The sequence below is a fragment of the Streptomyces sp. NPDC055254 genome, assembly GCF_053606025.1.
The window spans coordinates 89996-108560 of sequence record NZ_JBSGQV010000011.1 but is presented as its reverse complement, the minus strand read 5'-3'; the positions used below and the strand labels follow the sequence as shown (position 1 = coordinate 108560).

Here is an 18565-nt window from a genome sequence, read left to right as displayed (position 1 = left end):
GCGCCGGCCATGGCGTCCGTCCACCGACCCGACGACTCCACCTCCCCCGCCGGCCCCCTTTCGGGCCGGGCCGACGAGGCGGGGGCGGACGTCGCGCGGTGCGCGGGAGCGCGGGCGGCGACGGGCTCGACGGCGCCGCTGACCGTCCTGCCGTTGCCGCACCTGCCCGGCGCGCGCCTGAGCGGCAGCTGCGACCTGGACTCGCGGAACGAGCTGTCGGCCGCGCTCGGTACCCTGACCGGCATGCCCGGCCCCGTCGTCCACCTCGATCTTTCCGCCGTGGCCTTCCTCGACCCGGCCGCTGTCGCCGCGCTGGTAGGGGCGGCGGCCGACCTCAACGGGCAGGGACGTCGTCTCTTGCTCCACGACCCGCCATACTCGCTGCGCAAGGTAGTGGAGATGTTCCCGGACGAATGCGCCGCGCTGGAGGTCGCAGCATGATCACTGTTCCTGCGACCGCCGACCCCGGGGCCTTCGTCCACCCCGCCCTCTTCTACCAGGACCTCGACGAGTACCTGGCCGGGGTGGGTGGTTTCGTACGTACGGCCCTGGACGCGGACGAACCGGTCCTCGTCGCGGTGCCCGGAGCGCACCTGGACTCCCTGCGCGAGAGCCTCGGCCGGAGCGCGTCGGAGGTCACTTGGACGGACATGACGGATCTGGGCCGCAATCCCGGCCGCATCCTGTCCGCCCTGCAGGACTTCGCCGACCGGCACGCGGGCCGCCCGGCCCGGATCGTCGGCGAGCCGATCTGGCCCGGGCGCTCCCCCGCCGAGGTGCGGGAGGCCACCCGCCACGAGGCCCTCATCAACACGGCCTTCGCCGGACGCCCGGCCACCATCCTGTGCCCGTACGACGTCGAGGCCCTGGCGCCGGCGGTCGTGGCCGACGCCCGGCGCACGCACCCCACGCTCATAGAGGGGGGCCGGGACGTGCTGAGCCCGGCCTACACGGATGCCGCGCGGGTCAGCGCGGACTGCGATCTGCCGCTGCCCGAACACGACGGCGACGTGCCCCGGCTCGACTACTCCCACGGTGAGCTGGCCGAGGTGCGCGAGCACGCCGAGCGCTGGGCACGCGGAACGGCCCTGACCCCTGCGCGGCGGGGCGATTTCGTCCTGGCGGTCAGCGAGGCGGCGGCCAACTCCCTCTCCCACGGGGGCGGGAAGGGCACCCTGCGGATGTGGATCGCCGCCGGGACCGGAGTGGTCGCCGAGATCCACGACGGCGGCCGGCTGGCCGATCCCCTCGCGGGGCGCAAGCGTCCTTCGCTGGCATCGGCGCGAGGCGGACGCGGGCTGTGGATGATCCACCAGCTCTGCGATCTGGTCGAGGTCCGTGCCATGGAAACCGGCTTCACGCTGCGGCTTCACATGGCGACGGCCTGAGACCGGCTGTCCCCTACACTGTCACGGGCACGTTCGCGTGCCCCCGCGCCGCCGGGGGGCGTACGGAAGATCCGGGACACCGGGCGCGGCCGCGCGCCGGGCAGGGCCCGTGAGCACAGATCATGTCGACGTGGGGGGCGAGAAACCGCAGTGGAGACCGTCGGACCGGAAACAGGCGATCCCGTGGGTACCGGCCTTCCCGTGCGAGGGCAGCGCCGCCGGCTCGCCCTGGCGGGCGTCCGCGGTCCGGTCGCCAAGGGCCGCGACTTCACGCGCGAGGCCCTGCGGGACTGGGGCTGGGACGGGAGCGAGACCGCCGAGGACACCCTGCTCCTCGTGTCCGAGCTGCTGACGAACGCGTCACTGCACGCGGGCGGATGCCTGGAGCTCGTACTCACGGCCGGCGAGGCCCTGCGCATCGAGGTGTACGACGGCACGACGACGCTCCCCCGCCGGCACCCCGCTCCGCAGCGCGGCGTCCCGGGCGGCCACGGCCTGTACATCGTGGAGCGCCTCTCCGATCGCTGGGGCGCGGCCGCGCACGACCACGGGAAGGCCGTCTGGATCGAGGTCGAGGCCACCCGGCTGAAGTCCGGCAGGCCCACCGGGCAGTGACCTCCGCGGCCCGCCCCGGCGGCCTCGCGCATGGGGCCCTCGGCGGCGGGTAGCCGCGCCCGTGGACGTCCTGACGGACGGACGGCCCGCACCTCGGGGGTGCGGGGCCGCCGACACCACGGAAGGGGTGCGCATGTCGCACGTCGAGGAGTATGTCGAGGTCAACGTTCCCGTACGCACGGCCTACAACCAGTGGACGCAGTTCGAGGACTTCCCCGCCTTCATGGAGGGGGTCGAACGCATCGACCAGCGCACGGACACGCTCACTCACTGGGTGACGAACGTGAACGGTGTGCAGCGCGAGTTCGACGCCCAGATCACCGAGCAGCTCCCGGACCGGCGCGTCGCGTGGATGACGGTCGACGGTGAGGCCCGCCAGGCGGGGCTCGTCACTTTCCAGCCGATCGACGCGACCACCACCAAGGTCGTCCTGCACATGAACTGGGTGCCCGACGGCCTGGCCGAGGCCGCCGCCGACAAGCTGGGCTTCGTCAAGCGTCAGGTGGCGGGCGACCTCAAGCGGTTCAAGCTGTTCATCGAGTCGCGCGGAGTCGCGACGGGCGCCTGGCGCGGCGAGGTCTGACCCCGGCGGGCGGGGGCAGTACGGGGCCGGCCTTCAAGGGGATTACCCGCCTACCGTGAGCACATCCTCGGAGCATCTCGGCCAAGTTGGCCGTACGCCCCTTCCCGCCCCCCGCAGTGACGTTCCATCACCCCTGTACGGGGGCACCCGCGAGGTGCCGTTGGTTCGTCTACTCGGGAGAACACGCGATGACGAAGGTCCTCGTCCTGCACAGCGTCAGCCTGGTCAGGTCAGCACTGGCCGCCCTACTGAGATCGGAAGGGCCCTTCGAGGTCGCCTCGGCGACCTGGCGGGCGGCGGCGCGTGAGGCCGAGACCTTACGGCCGGACGTGACGGTCGTCGACCTCGACTGTCCGGGCGCGACGGCCGTCCTGGACGACGACGGACGAGGGGACCGCCAGGTCCTCGCGTCCCCGTCCTCGGTACTGGTCCTCGCCTCGACCGGGGCACCGGGGACGTTGCACCGGGCGTTCCGGGCCGAGGCCCGCGGCTACGTCGACAAGGACGGCTCGCCGGGGCGCCTCGTACGGGCGGTCCGGAAGGTCGCCGCCGGAGAGCGCTTCATCGACGCCTCACTGGCGTCCGCCTTCATGGAGGCCGACCCCGTACCGCTGAGCCCGCGGGAACTCAGCGTGCTGGCCCGGGCGGCGGAGGGCGATTCCATCGCCGAGATCGCCCGCACCCTGCACCTGGCCAGCGGCACGGTACGCAACTACATGGCGGCGGCGACCCGCAAGACCGGCGCGCGCAATCTCATCGACGCGATCCGGATATCCCGGCGGGCGGGCTGGGTCTGATCCGCCCGGGAGCCCGCGCCCACGCGGCGGACGATCGCGGCCCCCCATGCCAGTCCCGTCGGAGTACGACGGCCGCGGCCCCGCAGGACGGCCGCGGCCCGGCCCGACAGACGCGGCCCCGTAGCACGGCGGCGGTGCGTCGCGCCGGACGCGTCATCCGTCCGTGAGCCGGTCCCAGGTCCCCACCAGATCGCGGTACAGGGGCGACCTGTCCGGGAGCTCCGCGTGCGTACCGCAGACGGCGCGGGTCCCGTCGAGGACGAGGACGCGGTCGGCGCGCGCCGCGGACGAGACGCGGTGGGCCACGACGACGAGGGTGCCGGGCCGATCCGCGAGGGCCCGTTCGGCACGCTCCTCCGCGCGCGGGTCCAGGTGGCAGGTGGCCTCGTCGAGCAGCAGCAGCGGGGCCGGTGAGAGGTAGGCGGCGGCGAGGGCGAGGTGCTGGCCCTCGCCCCGGGACAGCAGCCGGGGGGACACCTCGGCGTCCAAGCCGCCCAGCCGGTCCACCAGCGCCTCCAGCCCCAGGGCGGTGACGGCGCGCCGTATCCGGGCGTCGTCCGCCGCGGGGGCGCCCGGGCCGCGGGACAGGTGGGTCAGGTTCTCCCGCACCGTGCCGGTGAACACGTAGGCCTGCTGCGGCAGCAGGGTCCGCCGCGGGTCCGGTCCCCCGGCCCCCGCCTCCCGGCGGGCTGCCGCGCCGTCGACGAGGACCGTCCCCGCGTCGGGCGACAGCATCCCGGCGAGCAGTGCGGTGAGGGTGGACTTGCCGATGCCGCTCGGGCCGACCACGGCGAGGTGCTCCCCGGGCCGCACCACGAGGTCGAGCGAGTCCAGTACGGGGGCTGCGCCCGGTCCGTAGGCGAAGGTGACGCCCCTGAGCTCGGCGGCCGGGGCGGTGCGCCGCCCGGTGCGGGCAGGGGGCGGCGGTGGTCCGGTGGCCTCGCGGCCGCCGTCCGGGGCCGGGGTCGAGGGCTCACAGAAGCGTTCGAGGACCACCAGCAGCCGGGTGCCGGCGGAACCGAGCGCCGTCATCAAGGAGTTGAGGGCGGGCAGCATCGCCTGCACCAGGTACATGAGGCCGCCGGCCAGCGCGCCGGCGGTGACTCCTTGCCCGAGCAGCCAGGGGGTCGCGGCGAGCAGGGCGATCACCGGTAGTCGGCCCGCCGTACCCAGGGCCAGGGTGCGCAGGGCCGCCCAGCGGGCGAGCGTACGCGCCAACCGCTCCTGGGCGGCGATCAGCGGTTCGACACCGGCTCGCGCCCGGGCCTGTCCACCGCAGGCGACGACGTCGCGCAGGCCCTCCCCCAGCGCCGCCACCCGGTCGGCCAGCGCCTCGTCGGTGTCCAGGGACCGGCGCTGCACGGACGCCATGGGGCGCAGGGTGGCCAGGAACGCGGCCACGCCCAGCAGCAGGGGCGGCAGCACGATCAGGAGCAGTACGGGTGCCAGGGCCGCCATGCCTGCGAAGGCGCCGACCGCGGTGAACAGGAACGAACGGGTCGTCAGGACCAGTCCGGCGAAGGAGTCCCGGGCCATTTCCGTCTGCTGGGTCAACCGGGAGACCGCGCCCGTGTCGGCTCCGCGCGCCGGGTCGGCGACCGCGCGTTCCAGTGCCTGCCGCACCGCCCGCCGCACCAGGCCGTCCCGCAGCGGCTCCACGAGGTCCGCGAGGCCGCCGAACACACCGCGCAGCGCGAATCCGCCGAGCAGTGCTCCGGCTCCGGCCGCGCCCAACCAGGCGAGGCCGATGGCCGTGCGGCCGGCCAGGAAGCCGTCGTCGAGGGCGCGGGCGACGCCGTACCCGCCGAGGAAGGTGTGCGCGGATTCTAGGAGCGACCAGCCCGCCAGTCGTGCGAGGGCGCGCTTGCGGCCGCGCAGGAACCGCCGGCCCTCGGGCGCCACCCGGCGCCAGGTCTCGCTCTCGGTCACCGCGCCGCCTCCTGCACTCCGGTCTCGGCTGCCGGTTCCGCGTCGGCGGCGAACACCGCCCGGTAGTCGGGATCGCGCCGCCACAGCTCGTCGTGGGGGCCGACCGCCCGCACCCGCCCGTCCTCCAGCCATACGACGAGGTCGGCGCGGACGGCGGACGAGATGCGGTGCGCGACCACGATCCGGGTGCCGGGCCTGATCTCGCGGGCGAGCGCCCGCTCGACCTCGCGGGCCGTGACGGTGTCGAGGCTGGAGGTGGCGTCGTCCAACACGAGGAGTCGGCCCGCGTGGCAGAACGCCCTTGCCAGCCCCAGCCGTTGGAGTTCGCCTCCGGACATCGGGGCGTCGGCGAGGCGCGTGCCGTAGCCGTCGGGCAGGCGCCGTACGAACAGGTCGGCGCCCGCGGCACGGGCCGCGGCGCGCACGTCTTCGGGTCCTGGGTCCGGACCCGCGCCGAAGGCGACGGCATCGGCGACCGTGTCCCCGAACAGCACGGGCCGGTCGAACGCGTGCCCCACCTCGCGGCGCAGCGCTGCGGCGGTCGCCTCCCGCAGGGGCACGCCGTCCAGCAGCACCTGGCCCGCGTCGGGGTCGGTGAGCCGCCCGGCCACGGCGGCGAGCAGTGACTTTCCGGCGCCGGACCGTCCCACAACCGCGACCGTGCTGCCTCCGGGGACCACCAGGCTGATGTCGCGCAGGACCGCCGATCCGCCGCGCACGACCCGTACGTCGCGCAGTTCCAGGGTGCCGGGGCCGCCCTCCGGCAGTTCGGCCGCGCCGTGGTCGAGTACGGGCAGGGCCAGGAGCTCGGCGGTCCGGCGGGCGGCGGACCGGCCCCGAACGACGGCGGCGAGTCCGCCGGTGACGGCGCCGACCCCGGCCGCGAGGGCGGCGTAGCGCAGGGCGGCGAGCAGTTCGCCGACGCCGATGGCCCCGGCCGACAGGCGGATGCCGCCGACGGCGAGGACCCCGTACAGGAGCATCGGCATGAGGGCGCCGGACCGGGCCGTCGTGCCGCCGTAGACCTGCCACATCCGCCGGCCCTCGGCGCCGAGCGCCGGCAACCGCGCCAGGATCCGGGCGCGTTCGCGGTCGGCGGTACCGGCCGCCGCGATCGTACGCGCACCGGCGAGTGCCTCGACGAGGCGGCCGGCGGTCGCGAGCTGCACCTGCTGGTAGCGGGCGACGCTGGTGTGGGTGTCGCGGGCGAAGGCCCGCAGCAGCAGGATCAGCAACGGGAGGCCCGCGAGGAAGGCGAGCGCGGCCCACAGGTCGATCAGGAGGAGTGCGACCACGGCGCCGAGCGGCGGCAGCAGTGCGGCGAGGGCGTGCGCCACGGCGGCCGGGACCTTCCCCGCCTCGGTGGCGTGTGCCGTCAGCCGCGCGGCGATGTCGCCGGGGGCGTAGCGGGCCGCGTGGTGCGGGGCCGTCCGCAGCAGGCCGCCGAGTGCGAGGCGGCGCAACCGGGCGGTCGAGCGGCCGTCCACCTCGCCGGTCAGCCGTGCGGCGGCCGCGTCCAGCAGTACTTCGGCCGCGATGACCGCGGCGCACAGCAGGGTCCAGGCGGCGGCGGACGGGGATCCCCTGAGCAGCAGGTCGAGGGTGCGGCCGAGGACGGCCGGTTCGGCGAGGGCTGCCGCGGCGGCCGCGAGCTCGCATCCGAGGACGGCCGCGGTGCGCCCGCGGCTGTGCCGGGCCGCTGCCACGAGCTCCCTGTCGGCGGCGCGCGCTGCGGCCGACGGCCCCGCCGGGTCGGCCGCGGCGTCGGAGGGGCTCATCGGCGGATGCCTCCAGTGAGGTGGTGCGGGCCCGGTGGTGCGGGCCCGGGCGGCGAACCGCCCGGGCCCGGGGTGACCCGGTCAGTTACAGGTCGTGACGCTCAGGCTGCTGTCACCGCAGAGCAGCAGGCTGGCCCGGCTGCCGCCGCCCGTCATCGCGGCCTCGGTGGTCTCTTCCTTCGGGGTCTCCATCGACTGCAGGTCAAGAAGGGTCATGTCGGTTCCTCTTCTTCTCTTGAGTGGTGCGATGGGTCACGGTCCCGGACGGGACCGGCTCAGGGGCCGCCGCGCGATCGCGCAGCGGCGGGAGGAACGGCAGGTGCGCGCGCCCGCCGGGCGCCGCGCTGCCGAGGGCGAGGAGAGCGCCGGCGGTGCCCGTGGCGAGATCCATGGACAGCCGCATCATCTGCTCGCCGGGGAAGGCCAGATGCCCCTGGTACGGCACGGCGTGCCGGGCCAGGGCGTCGATCTGGCGGGCGATGGCGTCGGGCCCCGTGCCCGGGCCCGGGGTGGTGGTCCGGGCCAGGTGGAGGATCATGCCGGCGGCGCCGCGCAGCAGGCCGGGCTGGGCGTAGAAGGTCGCCTGCGCCGCCCGTACGATCTCGCGCCGGGCCTGTTCGAAGCGCTCGTCTGGACCGTGCTCCAGCCAGTCGTCGAGCACCATGCCGATGCCGACGCTGCCCTCGCCGAGGTACGGCATCGTGCGCCAGCCCTCGTTCACCTGGAGGGTGCCGTACGCGCTGGTGACGCAGCGGTCGAGGTCGCGGTGGAGCGCGCGGGCGGCCTGGAGCAGCAGTTCCTTGTCGCCGGTGCGCTCGTACATCCGCACGAGGAGCAGGGCGGGGCCGGAGTTGCCGTACAGGAGTCCGGCGCGGGTGGGCCGTTGCTCCGGCCGGGCGACCAGGTCGGCGCAGCGCAGGGCCGCGGCACGGAGTTCGCCCTCGCCGCTCGCGGCGCCGAGTGCGTCCAGGGCCAGGCCGATGCCGGCCAGTCCGCCGTGCAGGTCGGGGCCCGTGCTCTCCCAGGGCTGGTGCAGCAGCTGCTCGACGAGGGCGAGGGCGCGGTCGTGGTGGCCGAGCCGGTGCAGGGTCCATGCGGTGCCGGCCAGGCCGTCGTAAAAGCCGAGCGGTGTGCCGGAGGCCGGTTCCGCGGTCCGGGCGAGCAGCCATTCCTCGGCCTCGGGCCAGGATCCGGCTCCGGTCTCGGCGAGCGCGTGCAGCACTCCGGCGATGCCGTTGCCGAAGCCGACGCCTCCCCCGGCGGTCGCGAACTGGGCGATGTCGCCCGGGACCAGGCGGTCCTCGCGGTCCGGGGTGGCGCTCGCGCGCAACGCGGCCGTCATCGAGGTACGGGCGGCGGGCCACTCCCCCGGTTCGACGGGCAGGTAGGGACCGGTCGGGGCGGGCAGGGGGGCGTGGGCGCTGTGCGTCGCGCGGTGCGTCACCCCGTGGGATGCCCCCTGCGGTGCGCCCTGCGGTGCGCCGGCCAGGATCTCCTCGACGGCCTCGTCGAGGAAGCTCCGCGGTACGGGGAACTGCTCGGCGGCGACGGCGGCCAGGTGCGCGGCCTTGGCCCGGTCCAGGACCAGCAGGCTGGTCAGAGGAAGGAACAGGGCGAGCCGCAGGCAGGCGAGGGCGTAGCGGTCGACGGAGAACCCGCGCCGTTCGGCCGGTGCGACGAAGGCGGGGTTCGCCACCGTCTGCCGCAGTCCCTCGTCGACGTGAGCGGCGGCCTCGAAGTCCAGCAGCGCGACGGAGGGTTCACCCGTCTCGTCCTCCGCCACCATGATGTTGAAGAGGTGGAGGTCGTTGAACACCACTCCGCGGGCGTGCACCGCGTCGACGGCCTCGGTGACCCGCTGGTGGATCGTGAGCGCCCACTCGGTGTACGAGGCGAGCTCCGCGGGGTCGGGATCCGCCTCGATCAGGGGGTGGCGGCGGGCGAAGTAGGTGTTGAGCGGTTTGCCGGCGAGGTGTTCCAGCACGAGGAAGTGGTGGTCGCCGACCGTGAAGGTGCCGCGGACCGCGGGGACGCAGTCCAGGCCGGCCAGCCTTTCGAGCGCGGCCTGTTCGCGGTGCAGCCGGGTCACGGCGTCGGCTCCGTCGGCGGCGAGGCCGGCGTGCGGCCGGGCCTCCTTGAGGACCACGGGTTCCCCGGTGCGGCTGTCCTTGCCGGAGTAGACGCCGCCGCCGTTGGAGAAGTGCAGGGCCCGTTCCACCGTGAAGGGGACATCGGTCAGGGTGACCGCGGAGCGGGCGTCGAGGTGCGGTTTCAGGAAGGCGGGCAGGTCGAGCCACTCGGGCGGCTGGAAGACCGGTCCGCGCCGGTCCGGTACCAGCCGCCCCTCCGGGGTCTCGATCGCCGGGACCAGCTCGCCGCGCTCGTCGTAGCAGTGCCGCAGGGTGAAGCTGCCGTAGCGCAGGTGGACCGGTCCGGCGGCCCAGCGCAGATCACTGAGGATGTACGGGCCGGGCGCTCCGGCGAGCGCGGCGTCGAGGTCCTCGGCGATCCGGCGGCACTGCTGCTCGTCGGCCGGATAGACGGTGATGAACTTCCCGCTCGCCGCGCGGTCGGCGTACTTGGCGTTGCGCAGGTGCAGCAGGTACCGGCTCGGTACGAACTTGAAGGCGATGCTCCGGGCCGTGCAGTACTCGTACACCGTCGTCAGCACGGCCTCGGCGTTGTCGAGGGTGGCCGACACGTGGATCTTCCAGCCCTGGGAGGGCAGTTCGGCGTCGACGGGCCGCAGCGCGAGCCAGTCGCCGCTGCGGTGCGAGCGCCAGCCGGACGGGACGGGGGCGTGGGCGGCCGGGTAGCTCTCGCCGGTCCGCCGGTACGGCGCGTCGTAGAACCAGCGGTCGGCGTCGCAGAAGGCGGCGTACCCCTTGTTCACTCCTGCTCCCTCGGTCGGTGACAGACCCGACCGTGTCACGCCCGGCGGACGCGGCGACAGTCACCGCTGTCACCATTGGGGTGTGCAGTACTCACGAGTCACAAGTCGCGAGGCACGTGCCTTCGTTGTGGGTCCCGGTGGCCGGTGGCGAGCCGGTAGGCGTCGATCTCCGCCCAGACGGTCTTGCCGGCGCCATGGGTGGAGGAGCCCCAGCGGTCGGCGAGCCGCTGCACGAGGTGCAGCCCGTGGCCGCCGAGGGCTCCCGGCCGGCGCGAGGTCCAGGGGTGCGGCGCCGCCGTGGATCCGTCGAGTACGTCGATGCGCAGGGCCACACCGTCGGCGGTCAGTACGAGCTCGTGGCAGCCACCCGCGTGCAGTGCGGCGTTGGTGACGAGTTCGGACACGACGAGGACGGCGTCCTCGGCGCTCTCGTGGCGGTCCCATCCCCAGTCCCGCAGCGTCCGGCGGGTGAACTCGCGGCCTGTGCCGACCGCGCCGCGGACCTGCCGCAGGAAGAGCCGGCGGCTCTGGCCCATGACCGGCGATCCCGCCGTCGGAGGATCGTTGATGGTCGCTACCGTCATGTTCACTGTGCCTCTCCCCGACCGTTGCCGCTGTGGTGGATGGGGGCGGGCGACTCCATGTGCGCGCGCCACCCGGGGCGGTCGTCCTGTGACCGTCGCCCTCGGCCCCCGGATCTCGCGTATGCCCGCACCGACCGCCCGGACACATCGGTGCGTCATCGGGCGAAGCGGGGGCAAAGGCGGTACATGACCACAAGGAAGCAGTCTTGGTTACGGGACATCGGTGGCGCGGCGGAGGTCGGGGACGACCACGGGGACCACACGGACCACGGGGGGCGACGATGACGGCCGGTGGGAGTTTCACGGACGTCCCCGTATGGGTGCACCTGGCGGTGATGGCCGGGGCCCTGCTGATCCTCGTCTACAACCTGACCAGGGACGGCCGGTGACGGGTCCCCCGGGTCGCCCCGGGGGACCTCTCTCAGGAAGCGGGCGCGGCGGTGATGTCCGCGCAGCCCAGGACGACCGAGGCGAGGTCGCCCCGCGCGCTCAACAGCCGGCGCTGGACCCGGGCTCCGTTGCCCCGTTCCAGGAGATCGGCGATCCCCGCACTCACCCGTTCCTGGTCGCCGTGGTCCTCAAGTGCCTCGCGGACGTGTTCGTGGAGGGCCCGCACGGCGTCGGCGGGAGAGGTCTCGCGCATGGTCCGGGGGTCCAGCAGCGGTCCGTCGAGCCCCGACCGCCCGGCCCTCCAGGCCGCCAGCCGCAGCAGGCCCGTACTGACCCTGGCCGGCGGTTCCCCGGCCTGCCAGGCGCGAGCGGCGGTCTCGACGAGTCCGCGGGCGAGGGCGGCCAGGAGGACCGGGCCCGACGCGTCCAGGCAGACGTCCGCCACCCTGATCTCCACCGTGGGGTACGAGGCGGACAGCCTGGCGTCGAAGTAGATCATCCCGTCGTCGTGCAGCACACCGGTGTCCACCATCGTGCGGACCTGCTCGTGGTAGCGGTCGGCGGACCCGAAGAGGCCCACCGGCCCGGCCGAGGGGAACCGGTTCCACACCCGGCTCCGGTAGCTGCCGTAGCCGCTGTCCTCGCCCTGCCAGAACGGGGAGTTCGCGCTCATCGCGGTCAGTACGGGCAGCCAGGGGCGGATCCGGTCCAGGACGGCCACGCCCTCCTCGTCCGACTCGACCGAGACGTGGACGTGGCAGCCGCAGGTCAGCTGCTCCTGCGCGGTCAGGCCGAACTGCTCGGCCACCCACTCGTACCGCTTCCCCGGGCTCAGCGAGGGCTGTACCGGTAGGGGGGACGTACCGAGGGCCGCCGGGCGGGCTCCTGCCGCCTCGGCGTGCCGAGCCGCCTCCGCACGCCACCGGACGATCTCCTCCGCGAGCTCGCCCATCTCCGTCACCGGCTTGGTGGCGAACTCCACCTGCTCCTTCTGCAGTTCCTTCTCGAAGGCGTGCTCCTGCGGTTCTCCCGCCTCGGACCGCTGCCCCGCCGAGCGGTCGGCCTCCGCGAGAACGGCGCCCGACACGGCCAGCGGCTCACCGCTGGACGCGTCGACCAGCAGCAGTTCTTCTTCCACGCCCACGCTACGCATTGCTTCGTCACCCATCGATCCGTCATTGAGGGGCGGGACCCACGTACCGGGTCCCGCCCCTGCCTGCGACTGCTGTGTGTCCCTACGAGGTGTGTCCTCCGGGCGGCCGGTCGTCGCGCGCCGCGTCGCCGCGGGCGTGCGGTACCGGCCCGGGGCACCGGCTACCAATAGTGGCGGCGACCGCCGACCGCGTGGCCGACGGAGCCCAGGATCCACAGCACCGCGCCCACCACGAGCAGGACGATCCCGATGGTCCACAGGATCGAGATCCCGGTCAGGAAGCCGATGAGCAGGAGGATAAGTCCGATGAAGATCATGATTCTCTCGTTCTCCCGTTGAAAGGGCGGCGGACCGGTGGTCCGCCGTGCGTCTCAGCGGCCGTCTACCCTCGAATGCGGTCCTTATGACCGCGGCCGGAGCGGACGTCGACGTCGGCGCCGGTGTCGACGTCGGGATCGGTGTCGCTGCCGACGTCGCGCCGGCGTCGCTGCCGGCGTCCGGGTCGACGTCCAGGCCGAGCAGGGCGTTCTCCCGGACGGTGACCCGGTCGCGCACCCGCCGCCGGCGCACCGCTCTCAACTCGGCGTCCACCCTGGGTGGGGCGCGGCGGTGCGCGGCGTGCGGTGCGTGGAGCCTGGGCCACAGGATCGTCGTGGCGGGCCGCCGACCCGCAGTGCGCGAGAACCGGACGGTTCAGCTCCCTGCTCCTGCTGTCGATCGCCCACACAGGACCCGATCGCCCCTACGAAAGTCAGTTGTGGTCGAGCCGGCTGTGCACCAGAGCCTGGGCTTCGGCCGTGACCTCGGCATCGAGCTCGGCCAACGTCCTGTCCCCGTACTCGACGATGTCGTACTCGTCATCAAGCTCCGCGAGACGCTCGGCCAGGGGCAGTTGATGACCGAACCGCTGGTGGATACGCAAGGCAAGGTCTCGTGGTGTCAGCTTGCCCGCCATCAGCTGGTGCGCGAGTACCCGCACGGCAGCCTCTTGACCGGCCTCGCTGTCGCGCTGGTAGAACACGAGGTCCAGCTCATCGAGTACGAAGGGAAGCAGGTCCGGCACCTCGTGGTCCGCCTCGGCGCGGGTGTATCCGGCCAGAATGCGAAGTGCCGGGCTGTCGAGTCCGGCGACGAGTGCTGCGCAGGCAACGTCAACGACATCGTGCGCGCGGGCCTCGCCAACACTCCAGAGCACGGCAAGGTTCTGCAGGTCGTCGGCTGCTGTTTCTCTTGCTGCTGTTTCTCTTGTTACGGCTTCTCTTGCTGCTGCTTCTCTTGGCGACACCCCCACATGATCCCCGGCACACGGTGATCCCGTCGAACACATTTCGACCCGGCGCCGACCTGACAGACGATCCCTTCCGCGGACTGCCGCCCACGACCAGCACGAAGACGCCGGGGAGCCGTCACACCAGCCCTTTGACCTGCGGCTTCAAGGTGGCGGAGGCTCGTGGGTGCGCACCGCGGCGCGGCCATCGGGCCACGGCGGCGCGGACGGCGGTACGCGGCGGTGCACCCGTCCGCGCGCGGGGAGCCGGCGGAGAACGCACGTCCCCCAACGATCCGCCGGCGGGCGCCGGTCCGCCAGACGCCCACGGCTTCCCTCTCGGTACCCGTGCGTCCGATCGCCCGGCGGGGTCACCGGGCCGGGCACCGCCCCCTGTGTCCGTCCCGCCCCCTCGCGGAGGTAGGCCGCACCGGCGATAGGTTGTGCGCATGAGGAACGCACGCGCGACGGGTCCCACCGGCTTCAGGTAGCCCGCCAGGAGATACCTGGCGGTCGCTACCTACGGAGTCCCGTGGCACGCACCGCTCACCACCTGCCCCCGTCCGTCGGTCGGGACGTACACGACTGCCCACCCGGGAGCCCCTGGCATTCCGTCGATCTCCACGATCTCCGCTACAGCGCCGGCAGCCTCGCCGAGGCGGCGCGCGACCGCAGGAGGCCCCACCCGCGCCCCGTCCGCCGCACGGTGGACGTGTACTCGTACCCCCGCCACCGCGGGGACCGTTTCGTCTCCGCCTGGTCCACCGTGGAGGAGCGCCGCGCACGGCAGCGGCTGCGTCGGCGGGTGGGGGTTGTCCTCGGGCTGGTGAACTCGGCCGGCGGACTCGCCCTCGACGCTGCGGACGACGTGGACGTTCCGCCGGCACGTCACCGGCGCGGCGCGCTCTGGCTCGCCTGACGTACGCCCTCCGGCATCCCGGACGCCCTCGCGGTCACCTCGGACCGCGAGGGCCTCCGCCTCGCTCGCGGGAGCGCCAATCGGCGCCCTGGCCGGTATCACGGGAAGCACGCTCGCCTCCTTCGAGGCCAAGAACACGCACCGCGAGGAGGCCGGCCGGCGCGCGGCACGCTGACATCCGGCGGGCCGCGTGCGTCGGCCGTGATCTCGGGGCGTCGCCGTTACCGGGATGAAGCACCGGGAGGAAAGGCTCCGATTGGATCTTGTCCCGTTACGTGTAACCGAGAAAGAATCGTGGCATGTCCAGCGACCGTCTCATGCGCATCCACAGCGCCGAGTTCCAGGCCATGGCCGAGAGGGTCCTGCGGGTCACCGGGCTCACCTCCCGCCTGAACGTCCTGCCCTTCGAGGACGAAGCGGGCAAGGCCGAACTGTGGGAACAGATCCTCGGCAGGCCGCTGCCGCCGAGAGTCACGATCTATCCGCCTTTTTACACGGACCACGGTCTCCACCTCGACCTCGCCGAGCGCGTGTTCATCAACCAGAACTGCACGTTCCTGGACTACGCCGGTATCCGGCTCGGCGAGCGCGTGATGGTCGGCCCGAAGGTCACGTTCATCACCAGCGGCCACCCGGTCGATCCCCAGGAGCGGCGGCTGTACCTCACCGGCGCGCCCATCGACGTTGCGGAGAACGTGTGGATCGGTGCCGGTGCCACGATCCTGCCCGGCGTCAGCATTGGCCGTGACGCCGTGATCGCCGCCGGCGCGGTCGTTGCCGATGACGTTCCACCGGCAAGCCTGGTGACCGGCACCAAAGCCACCGTGCACCGACGGTGGTGACGACCTCTCCGAAGCCCCGCCAACCGCAGATGCCGGGATGAGACACCGGGAGGAAACGACCTCTCACCTTGCCGTTCGACCTCGACTTTTGGAAGGGTGGGAATGGAGCCGACGGTCTTCGAATCCATCAGGTATTCGGCCGGATGTCAGGACTGCGGTGCCGAGTCGGAATGCTGGGGTGTCCAAGCGCTGGTGCACGACTCCCTGACGTGGGACACGGAGTCCAGGTGTCCAAGCTGCGGGTTCACGGTGGCTTCGTGCGGTGATGATCTGCCTGCCGAACTGCGGGACCGACTGCTCTCCGAGCATGGGCCGGCGCGCCTCGAAGTAGATCCATCGGCACGGAACGCTGCGATCATGCGCGTTCTGCGTGCGGAACTCGGCATCGGCCTGGGCGACATCAAGTCCCTACTGAGCAAGGTCGTGGCGGGAGCCCACACCGGCACGATGCCCGAGATGGAGTTCCTGGCCCACAGGCTGCGAGCGTCCGGAATCGACGCCGCCGCTGCTCGGCCGTAGGAGACCGTGGCGCAACCTCCGTCCACGGGCCCAGATACCCCCGTACTACTGCTCCGCCTCCGCCCCTTCCAGAGCGGCAATCACCCGGCGCCGCCCCCGAGCGCCGGCAGCGGCGGCACATAACGCAGTCGTCGCGGTTTCCGGCAAGAGGCCGGCCCACCACGATCACTCGGCGGGCTCCTGCGTCGATGACGACCGGACTGGGTCGAGCAGCGGCCTGTGCCTGGACGGCTCCACCACCGAGCACACCGCCTCGCAAACCGTACGTTGAGCAGGCACCCCGATCACGGGACAGCCCTTACGTCGGCAAACCGACCACGGAGGCCGGCACCTCCCCCAGGGCCAGCTTCGCCCTGCACGAGATGACGGATCTCTCGCCCAAGCGCGCACGACAGCACCGCCCTCAGCCGCATCGCCAAGATTTTCGCCCCACCGTGCATCAACTCGCCCCGCGGCTCAGCTTGTCGCGCAACCTTTCTTCCGGCGCGTACTCGCAGTGCGATGATGTGCTGTGATCAGTCATGTCGAGTGGGGCCGAATCCGCGCCCAGTTGCGATTTGGGCAGGTGTTCACGGGAACGGTCGTCCACGTTCCCCGGCCGGGGACAATCGGCGTGGTCGTAGACATCGGGCTTGAGGTGGAGGGCTTCGTCGACGTACTTCTCCTGCCTGAAGAGACAGAGGCTTGGCCAACGGAAGGCGTCGTCACCCAGTTCGAGGTGTGGTGGACGGAATGGCCGCACCAAATACGTCTGAAGCCCCTGGATCCGAACTTCTTGCGTAAGGACTGGACCGAGTTCCTGACCAGGTGGCGACCTGGCTGGCCTGCGGAAATCGGCCACCCAACCGGCCCTTCACCGGTCGGCTAAGCAGGGCCGTTCTTGCCGTTCATCAGGTTCGTCGGGGTTTGGTACCGACCTTGTGGTGTGTCGGCCGAGATGCGCACGCGCTCACGGACCCGAAGTCGGCGCGCCGGGCTCCGGCATGCCCGCGGGCGGGAGTGGAGGAGGAGCCGCCGACGGCCGGAAGTTGGTATGGACCTGTCAGAAATCTAGGGCTAGTGTGACCGCCGAACTCTTGAGAGCGCTCTCAACCTTTCTGTGCCCCACACCAGGAGGTCTCGTGAAACGCACCGTGCCCCTCAGCTCCGCCGCCGCGGCGCTGATGCTGGTCCTCGGCCTCGGCTCCCTCGGCACCGCTACCGCCGCACCCCTGCCCGAGCCGCGCCCGTCCTCCCCCTCCGCCTCGGACGGACTGCTCGACGCGCTGCGCCGCGACCTCGGACTGACCGCCTCGCAGGCCGAGGAGCGGCTGCGTGCGGAGAAGGCCGCCACCGCCGTCGAGACGCCCGCCCGACAGGCCGCCGGCGACGCGTACGGCGGGTCGTGGTACGAGCCGGCCACGGGACGGCTCGTCGTCGCCCTCACCGACCGCACCGAGGAGGTCGAGGTGCGCGCGCTCGGCGCCGACACCCGGATCGTCCAGCACAGCGCGGCCGCGCTCGACCGGGCGAAGGCGCGGCTGGACACGCTCTCCGCCCCCGCAGGCGTGGCCGGCTGGCACGTCGACCCCCGCGCCAACAGCGTCGTCGTCACCGTCGTCCGTGCCGAGCGCGACGCACCCGCCGTTCGCGCCTTCGTGGAGAAGGCGCGCGGCACCGTCCCCGTCACCACGGCCGAGACCGCCGACGCGCCCCGCACGTACGCCGCCGGAACCGTCGGTGGCGACCCGTACTACACCGGCAACGTCCGTTGCTCGATCGGCTTCTCCGTACACGGCGGTTTCGTGACGGCCGGTCACTGCGGACGCGCCGGTGCGGCGATACGAGGCTGGGACGGCTCCGCCATGGCCACCTTCCAGGGCTCCTCGTTCCCCGGCGACGACTACGCGTACGCGAGCATCCACAGCGGCTGGTGGACGGTACCGGTGGTGCTCGGCTGGGGCGCCGTCCCGGACCGACTGGTACGCGGCTCGGCCGAGGCGCCCGTGGGCGCGTCGATCTGCCGCTCCGGCTCCACCACTCGGTGGCACTGCGGCGCCGTCCTGGCCAAGAACCAGACCGTCAATTACAGCCAGGGTGCGGTGCACCAGATGACGAAGACCAGCGTGTGCGCGGAGGGCGGCGACTCCGGTGGCGCGTTCATCAGCGGGGACCAGGCCCAGGGCGTCACCTCCGGCGGCTGGGGCAACTGCTCCTCCGGCGGCGAGACCTGGTTCCAGCCCGTCAACGAGATCCTCAACCGCTACGGACTGACCCTGCACACCGCCTGACCCTGCGCCGGGGCATGACGAAGGGTCCTGCCGGACGCGACCGCGCCCGGCGGGACCCTGTCCGATTCCCGGCTCCGGTCCCGATTCCGGTCCGATGCCCGTCACCGCGCCGCGGGCGCATCGCGGCGCAGGCGGCTGTCGCAGGATCGGCGGGGTCGCCCGAGGGGAGCGGTGCGCGATGTACGTCGTGCGCCGCCATCCGACGTCGCACCAGGAAGCCCGGCTGCCGGCTGGCGCTTCGGACCGCCGCTCACCCCTGGTCGGCTGACGTACGAGCATGCCCATCACCGCCCCGCGAACCATCGTCTCCGCACGCTTCGGGCCGGCCTGCACGGTCGCGTGCGAGGCGCCGGCGGGCGGTGGGCAGTGCGCGGTGAGTTACGACGAGGTCCATCCGTCGGCACACCCTCGTCCGCATGGTCACGGACGCCGGAGAACCGACGTGGCGATGCCCGCGCCCCTTCGACGGCACGCGCGAGGTACGAGGACGGCGACGACATGCCCGCCGCCCCATGGCAGTGCGCCGGGCTGGGGCGGGCGCGGCGGTCCCCAGTTCCAGTACGCGACCGGCGCGCTCGGGCGGGCAGCACCGGAGGCCGGGCTTCTCCGCGCGGGGCACGGGTCGGCATCGCCCCTCG

At 72.9% G+C, this 18565-nt stretch carries 18 protein-coding genes; 10 read left to right on the top strand and 8 right to left on the bottom strand.

All coding sequences use genetic code 11. The features are described from left to right. Positions 1 to 9 precede the first annotated feature (9 nt). The 5 genes from ACWFQ8_RS14260 to ACWFQ8_RS14240 all read left to right on the top strand — a co-directional run bounded on the left by ACWFQ8_RS14260 (position 10) and on the right by ACWFQ8_RS14240 (position 3383). Entirely contained in the window at positions 10 to 441 is a 432-nt protein-coding gene (locus tag ACWFQ8_RS14260) for an STAS domain-containing protein (protein WP_453786501.1), read from the top strand. After that, positions 438 to 1388: an anti-sigma factor RsbA family regulatory protein gene (locus tag ACWFQ8_RS14255; protein ID WP_453786500.1), complete on the top strand. Its 951-nt coding sequence runs from the start codon at positions 438 to 440 to the stop codon at positions 1386 to 1388. Before ACWFQ8_RS14260 ends, ACWFQ8_RS14255 begins: the two co-directional genes overlap by 4 nt. A 201-nt stretch (positions 1389 to 1589) precedes the next feature. After that, on the top strand, positions 1590 to 2003 hold the full coding sequence (locus tag ACWFQ8_RS14250) for an ATP-binding protein (protein ID WP_453786499.1): 414 nt from the start codon (positions 1590 to 1592) through the stop codon (positions 2001 to 2003). Positions 2004 to 2136: 133 nt separating this feature from the next. After that, positions 2137 to 2586 carry an SRPBCC family protein gene (locus ACWFQ8_RS14245; protein WP_453786498.1) on the top strand — a complete coding sequence of 150 codons (450 nt, stop codon included), beginning with the start codon at positions 2137 to 2139 and terminating at the stop codon, positions 2584 to 2586. A 188-nt stretch (positions 2587 to 2774) separates the two neighbouring features. Beyond that, positions 2775 to 3383, top strand: a complete 609-nt coding sequence (locus ACWFQ8_RS14240; protein WP_453786497.1) for a response regulator transcription factor — start codon at positions 2775 to 2777, stop codon at positions 3381 to 3383. A 153-nt stretch (positions 3384 to 3536) separates the two neighbouring features. Here the strand turns inward: ACWFQ8_RS14240 and ACWFQ8_RS14235 are convergent, their stop codons facing one another. The 8 genes from ACWFQ8_RS14235 to ACWFQ8_RS14200 form a co-directional block, all read right to left on the bottom strand. Continuing rightward, positions 3537 to 5312, bottom strand: a complete 1776-nt coding sequence (locus tag ACWFQ8_RS14235) for an ATP-binding cassette domain-containing protein (RefSeq protein ID WP_453786496.1) — start codon at positions 5310 to 5312, stop codon at positions 3537 to 3539. After that, positions 5309 to 7090, bottom strand: coding sequence for an ATP-binding cassette domain-containing protein (locus tag ACWFQ8_RS14230; RefSeq protein WP_453786495.1), 1782 nt, complete (start codon positions 7088 to 7090; stop codon positions 5309 to 5311). Before ACWFQ8_RS14230 ends, ACWFQ8_RS14235 begins: the two co-directional genes overlap by 4 nt. Before the next feature lie 81 nt (positions 7091 to 7171). After that, positions 7172 to 7306 carry a SapB/AmfS family lanthipeptide gene (locus ACWFQ8_RS14225; RefSeq protein WP_376196603.1) on the bottom strand — a complete coding sequence of 45 codons (135 nt, stop codon included), beginning with the start codon at positions 7304 to 7306 and terminating at the stop codon, positions 7172 to 7174. Beyond that, a complete protein-coding gene (lanKC, locus tag ACWFQ8_RS14220) occupies positions 7293 to 9983 on the bottom strand; it encodes a class III lanthionine synthetase LanKC (protein ID WP_453786494.1) in 2691 nt (896 codons plus the stop codon). The genes ACWFQ8_RS14225 and lanKC overlap by 14 nt, the downstream gene beginning before the upstream one ends. Before the next feature lie 98 nt (positions 9984 to 10081). Further along, entirely contained in the window at positions 10082 to 10567 is a 486-nt protein-coding gene (locus ACWFQ8_RS14215) for an ATP-binding protein (protein ID WP_453786493.1), read from the bottom strand. 421 nt (positions 10568 to 10988) lie between these two features. Further along, a complete protein-coding gene (locus ACWFQ8_RS14210) occupies positions 10989 to 12110 on the bottom strand; it encodes a glutamate--cysteine ligase (RefSeq protein ID WP_453786582.1) in 1122 nt (373 codons plus the stop codon). A gap of 161 nt (positions 12111 to 12271) precedes the next feature. Further along, positions 12272 to 12427, bottom strand: a complete 156-nt coding sequence (locus tag ACWFQ8_RS14205) for a DUF6131 family protein (protein ID WP_384539237.1) — start codon at positions 12425 to 12427, stop codon at positions 12272 to 12274. 434 nt (positions 12428 to 12861) lie between these two features. Next, on the bottom strand, positions 12862 to 13305 hold the full coding sequence (locus ACWFQ8_RS14200; protein ID WP_453786492.1) for a hypothetical protein: 444 nt from the start codon (positions 13303 to 13305) through the stop codon (positions 12862 to 12864). Between the two features lie 604 nt (positions 13306 to 13909). Here ACWFQ8_RS14200 and ACWFQ8_RS14195 point away from each other — a divergent pair. From ACWFQ8_RS14195 to ACWFQ8_RS14175, 5 genes are all read left to right on the top strand, one after another. Then, positions 13910 to 14296 carry a hypothetical protein gene (locus ACWFQ8_RS14195; protein ID WP_453786491.1) on the top strand — a complete coding sequence of 129 codons (387 nt, stop codon included), beginning with the start codon at positions 13910 to 13912 and terminating at the stop codon, positions 14294 to 14296. Between the two features lie 299 nt (positions 14297 to 14595). Further along, on the top strand, positions 14596 to 15138 hold the full coding sequence (locus ACWFQ8_RS14190) for a DapH/DapD/GlmU-related protein (RefSeq protein WP_453786490.1): 543 nt from the start codon (positions 14596 to 14598) through the stop codon (positions 15136 to 15138). A 357-nt stretch (positions 15139 to 15495) separates the two neighbouring features. Then, the gene (locus ACWFQ8_RS14185; protein ID WP_453786489.1) at positions 15496 to 15657 is read left to right on the top strand and encodes a hypothetical protein; all 162 of its coding nucleotides are present in this window, start codon (positions 15496 to 15498) and stop codon (positions 15655 to 15657) included. 511 nt (positions 15658 to 16168) lie between these two features. Further along, positions 16169 to 16525 (top strand): hypothetical protein, encoded by a 357-nt coding sequence (locus ACWFQ8_RS14180; RefSeq protein WP_453786488.1) that lies wholly within the window; start codon positions 16169 to 16171, stop codon positions 16523 to 16525. A 253-nt stretch (positions 16526 to 16778) separates the two neighbouring features. Continuing rightward, positions 16779 to 17927 (top strand): S1 family peptidase, encoded by a 1149-nt coding sequence (locus ACWFQ8_RS14175; RefSeq protein ID WP_453786487.1) that lies wholly within the window; start codon positions 16779 to 16781, stop codon positions 17925 to 17927. The last annotated feature ends 638 nt before the right edge of the window (positions 17928 to 18565 follow it).

Bases quoted from the DNA above. Each gene is read 5' to 3' on its own strand.
- ACWFQ8_RS14260 (WP_453786501.1), top strand. From the start codon at position 10: ATGGCGTCCGTCCACCGACCCGACGACTCCACCTCCCCCGCCGGCCCC.
- ACWFQ8_RS14210 (WP_453786582.1), bottom strand. From the start codon at position 12,110: ATGCGTAGCGTGGGCGTGGAAGAAGAACTGCTGCTGGTCGACGCGTCC.
- ACWFQ8_RS14245 (WP_453786498.1), top strand. From the start codon at position 2,137: ATGTCGCACGTCGAGGAGTATGTCGAGGTCAACGTTCCCGTACGCACG.
- ACWFQ8_RS14205 (WP_384539237.1), bottom strand. From the start codon at position 12,427: ATGATCTTCATCGGACTTATCCTCCTGCTCATCGGCTTCCTGACCGGG.
- ACWFQ8_RS14185 (WP_453786489.1), top strand. From the start codon at position 15,496: ATGCGCGTTCTGCGTGCGGAACTCGGCATCGGCCTGGGCGACATCAAG.
- ACWFQ8_RS14225 (WP_376196603.1), bottom strand. From the start codon at position 7,306: ATGACCCTTCTTGACCTGCAGTCGATGGAGACCCCGAAGGAAGAGACC.
- ACWFQ8_RS14215 (WP_453786493.1), bottom strand. From the start codon at position 10,567: ATGACGGTAGCGACCATCAACGATCCTCCGACGGCGGGATCGCCGGTC.
- ACWFQ8_RS14255 (WP_453786500.1), top strand. From the start codon at position 438: ATGATCACTGTTCCTGCGACCGCCGACCCCGGGGCCTTCGTCCACCCC.
- ACWFQ8_RS14230 (WP_453786495.1), bottom strand. From the start codon at position 7,090: ATGAGCCCCTCCGACGCCGCGGCCGACCCGGCGGGGCCGTCGGCCGCA.
- ACWFQ8_RS14190 (WP_453786490.1), top strand. From the start codon at position 14,596: ATGTCCAGCGACCGTCTCATGCGCATCCACAGCGCCGAGTTCCAGGCC.
- ACWFQ8_RS14240 (WP_453786497.1), top strand. From the start codon at position 2,775: ATGACGAAGGTCCTCGTCCTGCACAGCGTCAGCCTGGTCAGGTCAGCA.